Origin of the sequence: Asticcacaulis sp., from assembly GCF_020217185.1 — a bacterium.
Taxonomy (GTDB): domain Bacteria; phylum Pseudomonadota; class Alphaproteobacteria; order Caulobacterales; family Caulobacteraceae; genus Asticcacaulis.
Genome location: NZ_JAIWNX010000064.1, coordinates 1 through 15,091 on the forward strand (window position 1 = coordinate 1; position 15,091 = coordinate 15,091).

Genomic DNA, 15,091 nt, shown 5'->3' on the forward strand with positions numbered 1-15,091 from the left:
AAGCCTGACTGGCGTCTCGATACGGTCGAAATCAACGGCACGCCGGTGCGGGTTCAGGTGGTTGAGGACTGGGCCTCGCCGTGGTGCAAGCTGATCCGTTTTCAGCGCGACCCGACCGATCTGCGGCGCGCCGGGGTCAAAAAACCTGCCCCTGCTGTGCTGGTCGTGGCGCCCCTGTCCGGTCACTACGCCACCCTGCTGCGCGGTACGGTGCAGGAATTCCTGCTCGATCACGATGTCTATGTCACCGACTGGGTCAATGCCCGTCAGGTGCCGGTTCTGGAAGGGCGTTTCGACTTCTACAGCTTTATCGACCATGTACGCGACATGTTGCGGGCCATTGGCGCGCGGGCGCACGTCGTCGCCGTTTGTCAGCCGGGGCCGCCGGTGCTGGCTGCAGCCTGCCTGATGTCAGAGGACAAAGACCCGCTGCGTCCGGCCTCCATGACCTTTATGGGCTCCCCGATTGACGCCCGCTATAATCCGACCGTGACCAATGATCTGGCGCAGGAAAAGCCGTTCACCTGGTTCAAGTCGAACATGGTCCACACCGTGCCGCCGCCCTATCCGGGCGTAGGCCGTCGCGTCTATCCGGGCTTTGTGCAGCTCTATTCCTTTATGAGCATGAACGAGGAGCGGCATAAGGACGCCCACTGGGCCTATTTCAACTCGCTGGTCGATGATGACGGCGACGGTATCGAAAAGCACCTCGAATTTTATGATGAGTACCTGTCGGTGCTCGACCTGACCGAAGAATTTTACCTTCAGACCATCGACCTGGTGTTCCAGAAGTTCGCCCTGCCCAAGGGGGAGCTGATCCATCATGGCCGCCCGGTCCGCCTTGAGGCCGTGACCGATATCGCCCTGATGACGGTCGAAGGCGAAAAGGACGACATTTCCGGCGTCGGTCAGACTCAGGCCGCCCATGAGATGTGCAAGAACATCCCGCAGGAGATGCGCGAGCTTTATGTGCAGCCGGGGGCGGGCCACTATGGCGTGTTCAATGGCCGCCGTTTCCGTCAGGAAATCTATCCGCGCATCCGCGACTTCATCGCCCGCAGCGAGGCCGCTCTTTAGAGCGGGATGACTTTAAAATGGATTTTTCATCCCGCTCTAAATTTTCGCTTTGTCGCGCAATTTTTTCCGAAAAGTGGTTTCCACTTTATCGGATTGCGCTTTAAGTGTTGGGACTGAAAAGGGCAAAACCGGCCTATGAGGCGGGTCAGGTCATCGACTGCGGTGACTTCCGTCTGCGTCTGAAGGTCAATGCCCGCGCCCGCCGTATGTCTTTGCGCATCGATAACAAGACGGGTGAGGCGGTGGTGACCGCGCCGCGCCCGCGTGATCTGGCTCAGGCCGTCGATTTTGCCCTCAGCCGCGCCCAGTGGATCATCGAACATCAGGCGGCGCGGCCCCACAGGCTGTTCTTCACGCCCGACAGCGATATTCCCTATCTTGGGGCGCAACTGCGTCTGGTTCACTCAGGCAATGCGGCCGCCGCGCGCATGGTGGGCGGCGTTCTGACCGCGGGCGGCGAGGGCGAGGCCTTCCACCGCCGCATCGAGCGCTTTTTGCGCAAAGAGGCGCTGGAGTTTGCCCAGACCCATACGGAGATCTACGCGCAAAAGCTCGGCTATGCCGATGTGAAGGTGTCGCTGTTCGACGCCAAGGGCCGCTGGGGCTCGTGCACGCCGGGGCGCAAGGCCATCCGCCTGAGCTGGCGGCTGATCCTCGCGCCGGAGCCGGTCTTTGCTTATGTCTGCGCCCACGAAGCCGCGCACCTGCGTCATCCCGACCATTCCGACCGCTTCTGGGCCGAGGTCGAAGGGCTTTATGGCGACTACCGCGCGGCCCGCCGCTGGCTGAAGACCGAGGGCGTGCAGCTCTTTGCCTATGGGGCTTGACTCATCGTTTTAACGCGCGTACTTAACCGATAAGTTATTTAACATTTCGGTTAAGTGTATGCCTGCGTCTCCCGACCACCTGTCTGTGACCCTCAATGCCTTGGCCGATCCGACGCGCCGGGCCATTCTGGCGCGGCTGTCGCTGGGCGAAACGACGGTCAATGATCTGGCGGAACCGTTCGATATGAGCCTGCCGGCGGTGTCCAAGCATCTGAAAGTGCTGGAAAAGGCCGGTCTGATCAGCCGGGGCCGTGAAAAGCAGTGGCGGCCCTGCCGGCTGGAACCGGAACCGCTGAAGGAGGTCGATATGTGGCTCGCCAAGTATCGCGCCATGTGGGAGGCGCGGCTTGACCGGCTGGAGGCCTATCTGACCCAGCTTCAGGCCGCCGCCGATACGCCTGCGCTGCCGGTGGTCAAAGACAAACCCGATGATACCCCAAAGGATGACCGCACATGATCACCCTGGCCCCCCGCCCCTCGGCCATGCTGTCGGATTTCGAGGTGACCTTCCCCAGCGAAATCGACATCGTGATGTTCCGCACCTTCAAGGCGCCGCGCGCTCTGGTCTGGGAGATGTGGACCAAGCCGGAGCACGTGCGCCAATGGTGGGGCCCGCACGGTTTCCACAACGACACCTGTGAGATGGATGTGCGTCCCGGAGGCCGCTTTCGCCTTGGCATGGCGGCTCCGGACGGTACGCCCTGTCCCTGCGAAGGCACCTTTGTCGAAGTCATTGCGCCGGAACGGCTGGTCTATGAAGGGATGCCGCATCTTCATCCGTGTGGCTCCGGCCTGCCGCCGGAATCGCGCGTGACCATTACCTTCAAGGAAGAGGGGGCGGGCACCCGCCTGACCCTGCACGCGCGCCTCCTGTCGCCGGAATGCAAGGACGCCGCCATTGAACAGGGCTTTGCCGTCGGCTGGGCCGATGCCTTTGAACGCATGGAGACTTTGATGTCCGAGCTATCCTCCGGGTTTGAGATTGTGACTTCGCACCGTTATGCCGCGTCGCCGGAAGCCCTGTTTGCGCGGTTTGCCAATCCGCAGCACCTTAAGCAGTGGTGGGGGCCGGACGGCTTTACCAACTCCATCCCGGTGTTTGAGTTCCGCGAAGGCGGCGAATTTCGCATTATCATGCACGGGCCGGACGGGCGCGATCACGACAATCACAAGCGTTTTGTCGAGATCGTTGAGAACCAGCGTATCGTCTTCGATCACCTTCAGCCGACGCATCAGTTTCGTATGACGGTCGAATATGTCGCGGACGGCGATCATACTGACATGATCTGGCGCATGGATTTTGCACCCTCCGAACAGGAGGAACTGCTCAAGACCTTCATTCCGCAGGCCAATGAACAGAACTTCCTGCGTCTGGAGACCTATCTGAAAACCGGGAAAATTTGAGGGGGCGACTATGCTGACGTTTATTCTGGGCCTGATCGGCCTTGCCATTGCCGGGGTGTTGCTGGTCGCCGCCTTACGGCCCAACCACTTCCGGCTTCAGCGCACGGCGACCATCGCGGCGTCGCCGGAGGCTATCTATGCCGAACTGGAAGACCTGCGCCGCTGGCAGACATGGTCGCCGTGGGAAGATATCGACCCGGCGCTGCGCCGTACCTATAGCGGCCCCGCCACCGGCACGGGGTCTGTCTATGAGTGGGCGTCAGATAATGCCAAGGCCGGTGAAGGCCGCATGACCATCACCGAAGCCCGTGTGCCGAGCAAGCTGGTCATACAGCTCGACTTTATCAAGCCCATCCGCGCCACCAATACCGCCGAATTCACCCTGCAAGCGCAAGACGGCGGCACCGTGGTGACCTGGGCCATGTATGGGCCATCGCCCTTTGTCTCGCGTCTGTTCGGCCTGATCTTCAATATGGACAAGATGATCGGGGCGGATTTCGAAAAAGGCCTGTCACGCCTCAAAGCGCTGACGGAAAACCGATAAACCCCAAGAGGAGAACGTGCCGTGCGTATTGATGTCTATCTGAGTTTCAATGGCCAATGCGCCGAAGCCTTCGCCTTTTATCAGTCCGTGCTGGGTGGCGAACTGATGACCTTCCCGTTTTCCGCCGCGCCCGACATGCCCGTTGATCCGGCCTTGAAGGACTGGGTCATGCACGCCACCCTGAATACGGGTGACGGGATCATTCAGGGCGCGGACTGCCCGCCGGAATACGGTCCGTCCAACCCGTCCGGCTTCTGCGTGTCCATTCAGCCCCATACCGTCGAAGAGACGCAGCGCATCTGGGACGGCCTGACGAAAGAGGCGAAGGCGGTGAACATGCCGCTTGCGCCCACCTTCTGGTCGCCCCTGTTCGGCATGTTTATCGACAAATATGGTCAGCCGTGGATGATCAATACGGTGGCTGACGAAGCCTTCGTCGCTGCCAACACTCCACAATAACAACACTCACAAAACAAGAATCCCTGCCGCCCTTCCGTGACCCGGAAGGGGAGGGCGGCGCTGTGTCTAGAGCGTAATCCGATAAAGTGGGCACCACTTTTCGGAAAAATTGCGCGACTAAACAAAAACTTAGAGCCATTCAGCGGCTCAACTTAGCCGACGAATGCTCTAATTCTCAAAGGAAATGAAAAATGACCCCGCAACCCGCTACTCCGATTGCCGAGCGTGAACTGGTGCTGGAACGCCTGTTGAAGGCCCCCCGCGCGCTGGTCTGGCGCTGCTGGACCGACCCGAAGCTGCTGGCCGAATGGTTCTGCCCCAAGCCGTGGTATATTGATCAGGTCGAACTGGACGTGCGCACAGGTGGCAGCAATGCCTTCGTCATGCACGGACCCAATGGCGAGATCGTCCCCAATCGCGGCGTCTATCTCGAAGTGATCGAGAACGAAAAGCTGGTCATGACGGACGCCTACGTGACGGCGTGGGAGCCCTCGGAAGCCCCCTTCATGACCGCCATCATCACGCTGGAAGACACACCCGAAGGCCATACGCGCTATGTCGCCAAGGCCCTGCACTGGTCGGTCGAGACGCGCCAACAGCACGAACAGATGGGCTTTCATGAGGGCTGGGGCATTGCCACCGATCAGCTCGAAGCCCTCGCCCAATCCTTAAACGCATAGGTGACCCATGCGGCTTCTGCCCTTTACCTTCGGCCTTCTGGTGATGAGCGCCGGACTGACGGCCTGTTCGCAGCCGCCGGCGGAGACAACACCAGACGCTTCCGCTCCCAAGCCCGCCCCCGCCACGCCGGTGTCCAAAGACTTCCCGGCGGGTCTCTACAAACTCGATACCTCGCACGCCAGCCTGACCTTCACGGTCAGCCATCTCGGCTTTTCGACCTACACGGCGGGCTTCGACCGTTTCGATGCGACGCTGGAGATCGACCCTTCTCACCCGGAAGCGGCCAAACTCAGGGCCACGGTCGATGTCAAATCGCTCGACCTGCCCGCCCCGCCCAAAGGCTTCCACGACAGCCTGATGTCAGCGCAGTGGTTCGATGCGGCGACACATCCGCAAATGACCTTTGTCTCTACGAAGATTGAAAAGACCGGCGATTATTCGGCGAAGATTTACGGTGACCTGACCCTGCGCGGCGTCACCAGGCCGGTGGTACTCGATGCGGTGCTTAACGGCGGCTATGCCGGGTTTGCCCCCTATGACCCCAATGCCCGTATCGGATTTTCGGCCAGGGGTGAGATCAAGCGTTCAGACTTCGGCATGGCCTTTGGCATTCCGGAACCGGGCAGCACGATGGGTGTCGGTGACACGGTCGGCATCGTCATTGACGCCGAATTTTCCGGCCCGCCGCTCAAGGCCAAGTAGGAGGACGCCCCATGACCCGTTCGATGACCCCGCACACTATGCGCCTGACCCGCGACCTGGCCTTTCCGGTCGAAACCGTCTTCAAGGCGTGGTCGGACCCGGTGGCAAAGGCTCAGTGGTTCACCGGCCCGTCGGACTGGGAAAGCGACCCGCACGCGCTTGATTTCCGCATCGGCGGGCATGAGCGCAGCAGCGGCGGCCCCAAGGGACAGCCGCGCCACATCATGTCGGCCGTCTTTCACGATATTGTACCGCCCGAAGACGGGCCTCAAGGCAGAGTAGCGCGCATTATCTCCAGCTTCACCATGCATGTGGGGGACGCCCTGCTCACGGTTTCGCTGCTGACGCTGGAATTCAGCACCACGGCGACCGGTTCACGGCTGAGCCTGACCGAGCAACTGGCCTTCCTCGACGGCTGCGACCACATTGCCGACCGCCAGGCCGGAACCCATGCCCTGCTCGATATGCTGGAAGCGTGGCTGAACAGACAGTAGAAGCCTAAATCCACCCGTCGGCCTTGAGCACCTTCTGATAGGAGCGGCTGACGGGGGCTTCGATATCGCCGCGCAGGGTGAGGCTGACGCGCCCGTCCTGCCGGCGGATGTCTTCGATGGCGTCGCGGGCCACCCACCACGAACGGTGCGTCTGCGAACCTTCGATCCCCTCGAGTTCGCGGATGGCGTCGTAAAGCCGCATCAGGATCAGCGTGCTTCCCGCGCTGGTATGCACGCGCAGATAATGGTCCTCGGCCGATAGGGCATAGATGTCGGCCTTCTGATGCTTGAACGGTAAGCGCTCACGAAAAGCGACGCGCGCCGGGTCAGCCTGGCTTGCTAACTCGGCGGGCGGGGGTGGCGCGAAGGCATGGCTTTGCTGCGGTTCGCGGTTGCTCAACACATTCAGCGTCGTCATGGCGGCAGAGATCACGCCGACCGGCACAAAGAAGCGCGGATAGAGAGAAATGTCCCAGCGCATGTGGCCGAACAGAGGAGTAATCGCCCAGACAGCCAATGAGATGGACGGCGTCAGAAGCACGGTCAGCACGACGCCATACAGCCACGGACGTCCTTCCATATGCAGGCGATGGCGGATCACCTTCATGCCTAAACGATCAACGCCCACCGCCACTAGCGATCCGGCGAGCATCAACGCCGCCCAATAAAGGAAGCGCATAACGAAGGGAATCTGGCCTGTATTGAACGCATTAATCAGGCTTAAGAACAAAGCCATGCCCAGCGAGGCCGCCAGAATGCGACCGACGCCGGACAGGGTCTCTGACCATGGCAGACATGCTATTGGCGAAGCGTGAACGGTCGATCCCGTCGTTTCGCGCAGTAACGCCTTCTGTTCGCGCATCCGTCTCCCCATAGCCGATAAGCCCTGTCTAATTGCCGTGAAGCGGTCACCCCGCACAAGTCAATTTTCACGGAAACCCCTGATGTCCGCCCCTGAAACCGCCTCAAAGCCGCGTTCGGTCTATTCTTTTGTCTGGAAATTCATCAGCGCCCTGATCCTGACGGGTGGTCTCATCCTGATGAGCGCCCTTGCCTCCGGCGGCGATCTCAGCGCCTTTGCCCGGGTTGTTGAGGGAGCCCATCTGCACGCCCCGAACCTGCGCGCCATTGCTGAGTCGTCACTGGCGACGCAAATCCATCTCAGCGCGGCGATGACGGCCTTTGTCATCGGCCTTTATCAATTGCTGGGACCGAAGGGGCGCACGCCGCACCGTCTGCTGGGCTATATCTGGCTGGCCCTGATGCTAACGGCGGCCATACCGAGCTTCTGGCTGCGCGGGCTCAACCACGGCATGTTCAGCTTTATCCATATCCTGTCGGGCTGGACGGTGGTGGTCGCGCCGATGATCCTCTACGCGGCGCGCACCAAAAACATCAAACGGCATCGCACTATGGCCACCAGCCTGTTTATGGGTGGGCTGGTCGTGGCGGGCCTGTTTGCTTTTATGCCGGGCCGCCTGCTGTGGCACGTGTTTTTCGGATAACCGGAATAACCCGCCTTAAGCGTTTGGATTTTCAAAACGACGTGTTAGGTTTGGTTTCGTAATTTGGCGGGACCCGCACTATGACCGATCAGACGCAACCGGCCCTTCCGGGATGGAAAACGCACCTCTGTCTGGTTCTGCTGCTGATCGTCTATATTTTTAATTTTGTTGATCGCCAGATCCTCTCCATCCTCGCTCAGCCGATCAAGGCCGAACTGAAGCTAAGCGATGCACAACTGGGCTGGCTGGGTGGTTTCGCCTTTGCTTTTGTCTATACCCTGCTCGGTATTCCGGCGGCGATGATCGCACAGAGGGTCGGGCGGGTGCGGCTGATCACGGCGGCCCTGATTGTGTGGAGTGCAGCCACGGCGGCCTGCGGTCTGGCCACCTCGTGGCTTGCCCTGGCGCTGGGGCGGTTCGGCGTCGGCGTCGGCGAAGCGGGCGGCGTCGCCCCCGCACAAAGCCTGATCAGTGACCTCTATCCGCCCGCCCATCGCGCCAGAGCCATGGCCGTCTTTTCGCTGGGCGTGCCGTTGGGGTCAGGTCTGGGCATCATGTTCGGCGGGCTTCTGGCGGCGACCTTTGACTGGCGGCACGCCTTTGTGACCATCGGTTTGCTGGGGGTGTTGTTCGCACCGCTGTTCTTCTTCGGCACGCGCCGTCATGACGTTCAGACGCAAACCGATACCGTCCCGGCGCTGGACCGACTGCGTCGCCTGATGCGCAATCGCTCGCTGTGGCTGATTTCGCTGGGCGCTTCGCTGTCGTCCGTGATTGGCTATGGGCTGATGTTCTGGCTGCCCTCGGTATTTATGCGCTCGTTCAAGGCAACGCTGATGTCCGCCTCTTTCAGCTTCGGCCTGATCGTCCTTATCGGGGGTGCCATAGGTATTCTGGGCGGCGGCTTTGTCGCGGATCGCTTAGGCGCAAAATCGCCACGTGCCTTCGCGCTGGTGCCTGCGGTGGCCTATCTTCTGTGCATCCCGACCTACGGGCTGGTGCTGCTGATGCCGGGTCTGGCCTTCGATACGGCAGCAGGGTTTGCTTTGCTGATCCTCGCTCAGGCGCTCGGTCTGGTGTGGATGGGGCCGGTGATCGCCAGCCTGCACCACGTGGTCGAACCGCAGGACCGCGCGCTGGCTTCGGCCCTGTTTCTGTTTGTCACCAATATCATCGGCCTCGGCTTCGGCTCGTGGATTATGGGCGCGATTTCGGATTATTTATCATATAATTATGCGGCAAATGCGTTGAAAATGGCCGTGACCGGCGGCCTTGTTTTCTACGCGCTGGGGGCCGGGTGCTTTCTTCTGACAGCGCTTACCCTTAAGCGTGACTGGAAAATGGCCCCGATTTCCGTCTGAGCCCGACTCGACCACGGCAAAAATCCGCGATCTTGCGGTTGCACAACGCCGGACGGGTCTTTATAACCCCACCCCGTCGGTACGGGCAAAGACGTCCGTGCCCCCAAGGTCGCCGAGCTGTGCGCCGCACGGCTTGTATTTCCTCGCTGGTATCGCTAACACGGGCCAGCATCCCATTTGATAAGACCGGTTCCATGAACATTCACGAGCATCAAGCCAAGGCCGTACTCAAGGAGTTCGGCGTCGCCGTTCCGCGCGGCTATCCCGCCTTTTCGCCCAAGGAAGCCCTTGAGGCCGCCAAGAACCTGAAGGACGATTCCACCAAGGTGTGGGTCGTCAAGTCGCAAATCCACGCCGGTGGCCGTGGTAAGGGCCGTTTCGAAGGCCTGGGCCCCGACGCCAAGGGCGGCGTGCGCGTCGTCAAGTCGCCGGCCGACGTCGAAGCCAATGCCGACGAAATGCTGGGCCGCGTGCTCGTGACCCATCAGACGGGTCCGGCGGGCAAGCAGGTCAATCGCCTGTACATCGAAGAAGGCGCGGACATCAAAAAGGAGCTGTATCTGTCGCTCCTAGTCGATCGCGTCACTTCGCGCGTGTCGGTTGTTGCCTCGACCGAAGGCGGCATGGACATCGAAGAAGTCGCCCATTCGACCCCGGAAAAGATTCACTCCTTCACCATCGACCCGGCGACCGGCGTGTTCCCGACCCACGGTCGTACCCTGGCGCACGCTCTGGGTCTGAAGGGCGATCTGGCCAAGCAGGGCTTCAAGCTGCTTCAGCAACTGTATGCGGCGTTCAACGCCAAGGACATGGACATGCTGGAAATCAACCCGCTGATCATCACGGGCGACGACCAGCTTCTGGTGCTGGACGCCAAGGTGTCGTTCGATTCCAACTCGCTGTTCCGTCATCCGGATATTCAGGCCCTGCGCGACCTGAGCGAAGAAGATTCGAAGGAAATCGAAGCCTCGAAGTTCGACCTCTCCTATATCGCCCTTGACGGCGAAATCGGCTGCATGGTCAACGGCGCCGGTCTGGCCATGGCCACGCTCGACATCATCAAGCTCTATGGCGCGGAACCGGCCAACTTCCTCGACGTCGGCGGCGGCGCCAACAAGGAAAAGGTCACCGCGGCCTTCAAGATCATCACCTCGGACCCGAACGTGAAGGGTATCCTGGTCAACATCTTCGGCGGCATCATGCGCTGTGACATCATCGCCGAAGGCGTGATCGCCGCGGTGAAGGAAGTCGGCCTGAAGGTGCCTCTGGTGGTGCGCCTCGAAGGCACCAATGTCGAACTCGGCAAGAAAATCATCAACGAAAGCGGCCTGAACGTGATCGCCGCCGACGATCTGGCCGATGCGGCCGCCAAGATCGTCAAGGCTGTGAAGGGCTAAGGTTAGAGCAATGTCCGTACTGATCAATTCGCAAACCAAGGTCATCACGCAGGGCTTCACCGGCGCGCAAGGCACCTTCCACTCCGAACAGGCCATCGCCTACGGCACCAAGGTCGTTGGCGGCGTGACCCCCGGCAAGGGCGGCACCACCCACATCGGCCTGCCGGTGTTCGACTCCGTTGCCGAAGCCAAGGAACGTACCGGTGCCGACGCCTCGGCCATCTACGTGCCGCCGCCCTTCGCGGCTGACGCCATCCTAGAGGCCATCGAAGCCGAAATCCCGCTGATCGTCTGCATCACCGAAGGCATTCCGGTGCTGGATATGGTGAAGGTGAAGCGCGCCCTGTCGGGTTCCAAGTCGCGCCTGATCGGGCCGAACTGCCCCGGCGTCCTGACGCCGAACGAGTGCAAAATCGGCATCATGCCGGGCAACATCTTCTCCAAGGGTTCGGTCGGCGTTGTCTCGCGTTCGGGCACGCTCACCTATGAAGCGGTGTTCCAGACGACCAATGCCGGTCTGGGTCAAACGACCGCCGTCGGTATCGGTGGTGACCCGGTCAAGGGCACCGAGTTCATCGACGTGCTGGAAATGTTCCTGGCAGACGACGAAACCAAGTCGATCATCATGATCGGTGAAATCGGCGGCTCGGCCGAAGAAGACGCCGCTCAGTTCCTGATCGACGAAGCCAAGCGCGGCCGTAAAAAGCCGATGGCTGGCTTTATCGCGGGCCGCACGGCGCCTCCGGGCCGCCGCATGGGCCACGCCGGTGCTATCATCTCCGGTGGCAAGGGCGGCGCGGAAGACAAGATCGCGGCCATGGAAGCGGCGGGCATCAAGGTGTCTCCGTCTCCGGCGGCGCTCGGCGAAACCCTGCTCAGCGTGCTGAAGGGTTAAGACCTGTTATACCTCCCCAGCTTGCTGGGGAGGGGGACCGCACGACGCGCGAAGCGCTAGATGCGGTGGTGGGGGCTCTTAACGTCCCCTGACCTGCCGCCCGGCTCCCCGTTGGTGCAGGTAGCCAGAGGTTTTATGGCTTGCCATATACTCGTCACGAAAAGCGCGTAGCCTCCGGGTTGCGCGCTTTTTTGTTGCCGCCGAGGCATGACGGACGCATAATGTGAGCGCTAACATTTTGCCCAATAAATCGTATACGATTTTTCCGGCTTAAGAGGTTCTCAACACCTCTCAAAGAGAGTATAGACCTTCCTGTCAGGCGGTGTCGTTATTGGCCGCCTCAACCCAAGTACGAAAGGGAGACGGTGTCGTAATTGGCCGTCTCGCAAGGTATAGAATGGCGGACGATTCCGGTCGGCTGAACCAGGTTTTCGCGGAAACCTCGTTCCTTTATGGCGGCAACGCCCTGTTCATCGAACAGATTCAGGAGCAGTGGGCAAAGGACCCCAGCTCTGTCACTCCGGCTTGGCGGGCCTTTTTCGATCAGCTTATGGACAACCCGACCAACGTGGCGCAGAACGCTTCGGTGGGCGGTTGGGCGCGCCCCGTCGTGGAAAAGCGCGATGAGCTGACTTCGGCGCTGGACGGGTTCTGGCCTGCCGTCGAAGCCAAGGCTGCCAAGGGTATCGCCGAAAAGAACGCCAAGGACGCCGCCGCCGGTAAGGCCGCGCCGGCCTCCGCCGCCGACCTGCAAAACGCCGCGCGCGATTCCGTGCGCGCCCTCATGCTGATCCGCGCCTATCGCATCCGCGGTCACCTTCAGGCCAATCTCGACCCGCTGGGTCTGGAGCCGAAGGGTGAGAATCCGGAACTGCTGCCGGAACACTGGGGCTTTAGCGCCGCCGACATGGACCGCCCGATCTTCATCGACGGCGTGCTGGGTTTGGAAACGGCGACGCTGAAAGAAATTATTCAGATCCTGCGCCGCACCTACTGCGCCAATGTCGGCGTGCAGTACATGCACATCTATGACACGGCCGAAAAGGCGTGGATTCAGGAGCGCATCGAAGGCCGCGACAAGGAAATCACCTTCACCAAGGAAGGCAAGATCGCCATCCTCAAGAAGCTGATCGAGACCGAAGGCCTCGAACGCTTCCTGCACCGCCGTTTCCCCGGCACCAAGCGCTTCGGCCTCGACGGCGGTGAAGCCCTGATCCCGGCCATGGAACAGATCATCAAGCGCGGTGGCAATCTGGGCGTGAAGGACCTCATTCTGGGGATGCCGCACCGGGGCCGCCTCAACGTGCTGACGGCCGTTATGGGTAAGCCCTATCGCGCCCTGTTCCACGAATTCCAGGGCGGTTCGACCGTGCCGCTCGACATCGACTCGACCGGCGACGTGAAATACCACATGGGGGCGTCTTCGGACCGCGCCTTTGACGGCAACAATGTCCACCTGTCGCTGACGGCCAACCCGTCGCACCTTGAAATCGTCAACCCGGTCGTGCTGGGCAAGGCCCGCGCCAAGCAGGCGGCGCACATCAAGGCCAAGGGCGACGGTCAGCTCGACCGCAGCCAGACCATCCCGCTGATCCTGCACGGCGATGCCGCCTTTGCGGGTCAGGGCGTGGTGGCCGAATGCTTCGCCCTGATGGGGCTGAAGGGGTACAAGACCGGCGGTACGCTGCATATCATCGTCAACAACCAGATCGGCTTTACGACCGCGCCGCGCTTCTCGCGCTCCTCGCCCTATCCGTCGGATCAGGCGCTGGGCGCGCAGGCCCCGATCCTGCACTGTAACGGCGACGATCCCGAAGCCGTGGTCTATTGCGCCAAGGTCGCCACCGAGTTCCGGCAGAAGTTTGCCAAGGACGTGGTGATCGACATGTTCTGCTATCGCCGCTTCGGTCACAACGAAGGCGACGATCCGACGTTCACGCAGCCGATCATGTACGCCAAGATCAAGGACCATCCGTCCACGCGCGAACTGTACGGTCAGCGCCTGATCGCCGAAGGTGTGGCCACGCAGGCCGAAATCGACGGCTGGATCGCCGAATTCGACGCCTTCCTCAACGCTGAGTTCGAGGCGGGTAAGGAATATAAGGCGACCAAGGCCGACTGGCTGGACGGCAAGTGGTCGGGCCTCGGCCTGCCCGAAGACGATGAGCGTCGCGGCTTCACCTCGGTGCCGCGCGCCAAGCTGGAAGAGATCGGTCGCAAGATCACCACCATCCCCAACGAGATCGAGGCGCACAAGACGCTGCGCCGCGTGATCGAAGGCCGCCGTCAGGCGATCGACAGCGGCGAAAATATCGACTGGGCGCTGGCTGAGCATCTGGCCTTCGGGTCGCTGCTCGACGAAGGCTTCGACGTGCGCCTGTCGGGTCAGGACTCGATCCGCGGTACCTTCTCGCAACGCCATTCGGCCTTTATCGACCAGCGCACGGAAGAGCGTTATTTCCCGCTCAACCATCTGCGTGAAGGTCAGGGCGCTTACGAAGTGATCGACTCGGCCCTGTCGGAAGAGGCGGTGCTGGGCTTCGAATACGGCTACTCGCTGGCCGATCCCAACACCCTTGTTATGTGGGAAGGCCAGTTCGGTGACTTCGTCAACGGGGCTCAGGTCGTGATTGACCAGTTCATCTCGTCGGGCGAACGCAAGTGGCTGCGCATGTCGGGCCTCGTCATGCTGCTGCCGCACGGTTACGAAGGTCAGGGCCCCGAACACTCGTCGGCGCGCCTGGAACGCTTCCTGCAACTGTGCGCCGAAGACAATATGCAGGTCGCCAACTGCACGACGCCGGCCAACTACTTCCACATCCTGCGCCGTCAGATCCACCGTCCGTTCCGCAAGCCGCTGATCATCATGACGCCGAAGTCGCTTCTGCGTCACAAGAAGGCGGTTTCGACCCTTGCCGACATCTCGGAAGGTTCGTCCTTCCACCGCGTGCTGCACGACGACGCCGAGCGTCGTCCCGACGTGGCGGGTGTCAAGCTGGTGGCCGACGACAAGATCCGTCGCGTCGTGCTCTGTTCCGGCAAGGTCTATTACGACCTGCTGGATGAGCGCGAAAAGAAGGGCATCAAGGACGTCTATCTGATGCGTCTGGAGCAGTTCTATCCGTGGCCGATGAAGTCCCTGCTGACCGAGCTGGGCCGCTTCAAGAACGCCGAACTGGTGTGGTGTCAGGAAGAGCCGAAGAATATGGGCGGCTGGTCGTTCGTCGATCCGTGGCTTGAACTGACGCTCGACAAGCTGAAGATCAAGGCCAAGCGCGCCCGCTATGTCGGTCGCCCGGCCTCGGCCTCGACCGCTGCCGGTGTCATGAGCCGCCACCTGAAAGAGCTGGAAACCTTCCTGAACGAGGCCTTCGCGTAACCGCGCGGGCTGTCTGAACGAAGTTTCCCGAACCCGTCCCTATGAAGGGCGCTGCCATTGAACCCTGAGCGCGCCCTTCACCCCCTGAATTTGAAAAGATAAATCGGAGCCTATACCCATGGCCGACATCCTTACCCCCGTCCTCGGCGAATCCGTTTCCGAGGCCACCATTGCCAAGTGGACCAAGAAGCCCGGCGACGCCGTGAAGAAGGACGAAATCCTCGTCGAGCTGGAAACCGACAAGGTTTCGCTCGAAGTGGCTGCCCCCGCTGACGGCACCCTGACCGAAATCCTCGCCGGTGAAGGCGATACCGTCACCCCCGGTGCCGTGCTGGGCCGTATCGGCGCCGCCGGTGCCGCCGTCGC

At 61.2% G+C, this 15,091-nt stretch carries 16 protein-coding genes; 15 read left to right on the forward strand and 1 reads right to left on the reverse strand.

From position 1 onward, the window contains the following. From phaZ to LDL37_RS03085, 9 genes are all read left to right on the forward strand, one after another. The coding region (gene phaZ / locus LDL37_RS03045; protein WP_290794147.1) for a polyhydroxyalkanoate depolymerase at positions 1–1,077 on the forward strand (1,077 nt) is incomplete at its 5' end. 104 nt (positions 1,078–1,181) lie between these two features. Continuing rightward, on the forward strand, positions 1,182–1,904 hold the full coding sequence (locus LDL37_RS03050; RefSeq protein WP_290794149.1) for a SprT family zinc-dependent metalloprotease: 723 nt from the start codon (positions 1,182–1,184) through the stop codon (positions 1,902–1,904). 58 nt (positions 1,905–1,962) lie between these two features. Then, complete coding sequence (locus LDL37_RS03055; RefSeq protein WP_290794153.1) at positions 1,963–2,361, forward strand: metalloregulator ArsR/SmtB family transcription factor; 399 nt, start codon at positions 1,963–1,965, stop codon at positions 2,359–2,361. Next, a complete protein-coding gene (locus LDL37_RS03060) occupies positions 2,358–3,308 on the forward strand; it encodes an SRPBCC family protein (RefSeq protein ID WP_290794156.1) in 951 nt (316 codons plus the stop codon). Before LDL37_RS03055 ends, LDL37_RS03060 begins: the two co-directional genes overlap by 4 nt. 10 nt (positions 3,309–3,318) lie before the next feature. Further along, positions 3,319–3,852 carry an SRPBCC family protein gene (locus LDL37_RS03065; protein ID WP_290794159.1) on the forward strand — a complete coding sequence of 178 codons (534 nt, stop codon included), beginning with the start codon at positions 3,319–3,321 and terminating at the stop codon, positions 3,850–3,852. Between the two features lie 21 nt (positions 3,853–3,873). Then, the gene (locus LDL37_RS03070; RefSeq protein WP_290794162.1) at positions 3,874–4,311 is read left to right on the forward strand and encodes a VOC family protein; all 438 of its coding nucleotides are present in this window, start codon (positions 3,874–3,876) and stop codon (positions 4,309–4,311) included. A 191-nt stretch (positions 4,312–4,502) separates the two neighbouring features. Further along, entirely contained in the window at positions 4,503–4,991 is a 489-nt protein-coding gene (locus LDL37_RS03075) for an SRPBCC family protein (protein ID WP_290794165.1), read from the forward strand. A 7-nt stretch (positions 4,992–4,998) separates the two neighbouring features. Continuing rightward, positions 4,999–5,694 carry a YceI family protein gene (locus LDL37_RS03080; protein ID WP_290794167.1) on the forward strand — a complete coding sequence of 232 codons (696 nt, stop codon included), beginning with the start codon at positions 4,999–5,001 and terminating at the stop codon, positions 5,692–5,694. Positions 5,695–5,705: 11 nt separating this feature from the next. Then, positions 5,706–6,188 carry an SRPBCC family protein gene (locus tag LDL37_RS03085; protein ID WP_290794169.1) on the forward strand — a complete coding sequence of 161 codons (483 nt, stop codon included), beginning with the start codon at positions 5,706–5,708 and terminating at the stop codon, positions 6,186–6,188. A gap of 4 nt (positions 6,189–6,192) precedes the next feature. On the opposite strand, the gene LDL37_RS03090 is transcribed toward LDL37_RS03085, so the two are convergent. Next, complete coding sequence (locus LDL37_RS03090) at positions 6,193–7,050, reverse strand: LytTR family DNA-binding domain-containing protein (RefSeq protein ID WP_290794171.1); 858 nt, start codon at positions 7,048–7,050, stop codon at positions 6,193–6,195. 82 nt (positions 7,051–7,132) lie between these two features. Here LDL37_RS03090 and LDL37_RS03095 point away from each other — a divergent pair, with 82 nt between their 5' ends. The 6 genes from LDL37_RS03095 to LDL37_RS03120 form a co-directional block, all read left to right on the forward strand. After that, positions 7,133–7,693 carry a DUF2306 domain-containing protein gene (locus tag LDL37_RS03095; RefSeq protein WP_290794174.1) on the forward strand — a complete coding sequence of 187 codons (561 nt, stop codon included), beginning with the start codon at positions 7,133–7,135 and terminating at the stop codon, positions 7,691–7,693. A gap of 80 nt (positions 7,694–7,773) precedes the next feature. Beyond that, a complete protein-coding gene (locus LDL37_RS03100; RefSeq protein WP_290794177.1) occupies positions 7,774–9,054 on the forward strand; it encodes an MFS transporter in 1,281 nt (426 codons plus the stop codon). Between the two features lie 194 nt (positions 9,055–9,248). Then, positions 9,249–10,451 carry an ADP-forming succinate--CoA ligase subunit beta gene (sucC, locus tag LDL37_RS03105; protein WP_126421900.1) on the forward strand — a complete coding sequence of 401 codons (1,203 nt, stop codon included), beginning with the start codon at positions 9,249–9,251 and terminating at the stop codon, positions 10,449–10,451. Positions 10,452–10,461: 10 nt separating this feature from the next. After that, positions 10,462–11,346: a succinate--CoA ligase subunit alpha gene (gene sucD, locus LDL37_RS03110; protein WP_013477770.1), complete on the forward strand. Its 885-nt coding sequence runs from the start codon at positions 10,462–10,464 to the stop codon at positions 11,344–11,346. A gap of 397 nt (positions 11,347–11,743) precedes the next feature. Further along, positions 11,744–14,725: a 2-oxoglutarate dehydrogenase E1 component gene (locus tag LDL37_RS03115; protein WP_290794183.1), complete on the forward strand. Its 2,982-nt coding sequence runs from the start codon at positions 11,744–11,746 to the stop codon at positions 14,723–14,725. 118 nt (positions 14,726–14,843) lie between these two features. After that, positions 14,844–15,091: biotin/lipoyl-containing protein (locus tag LDL37_RS03120; RefSeq protein ID WP_290794187.1), on the forward strand; the 248-nt coding region annotated here is incomplete at its 3' end.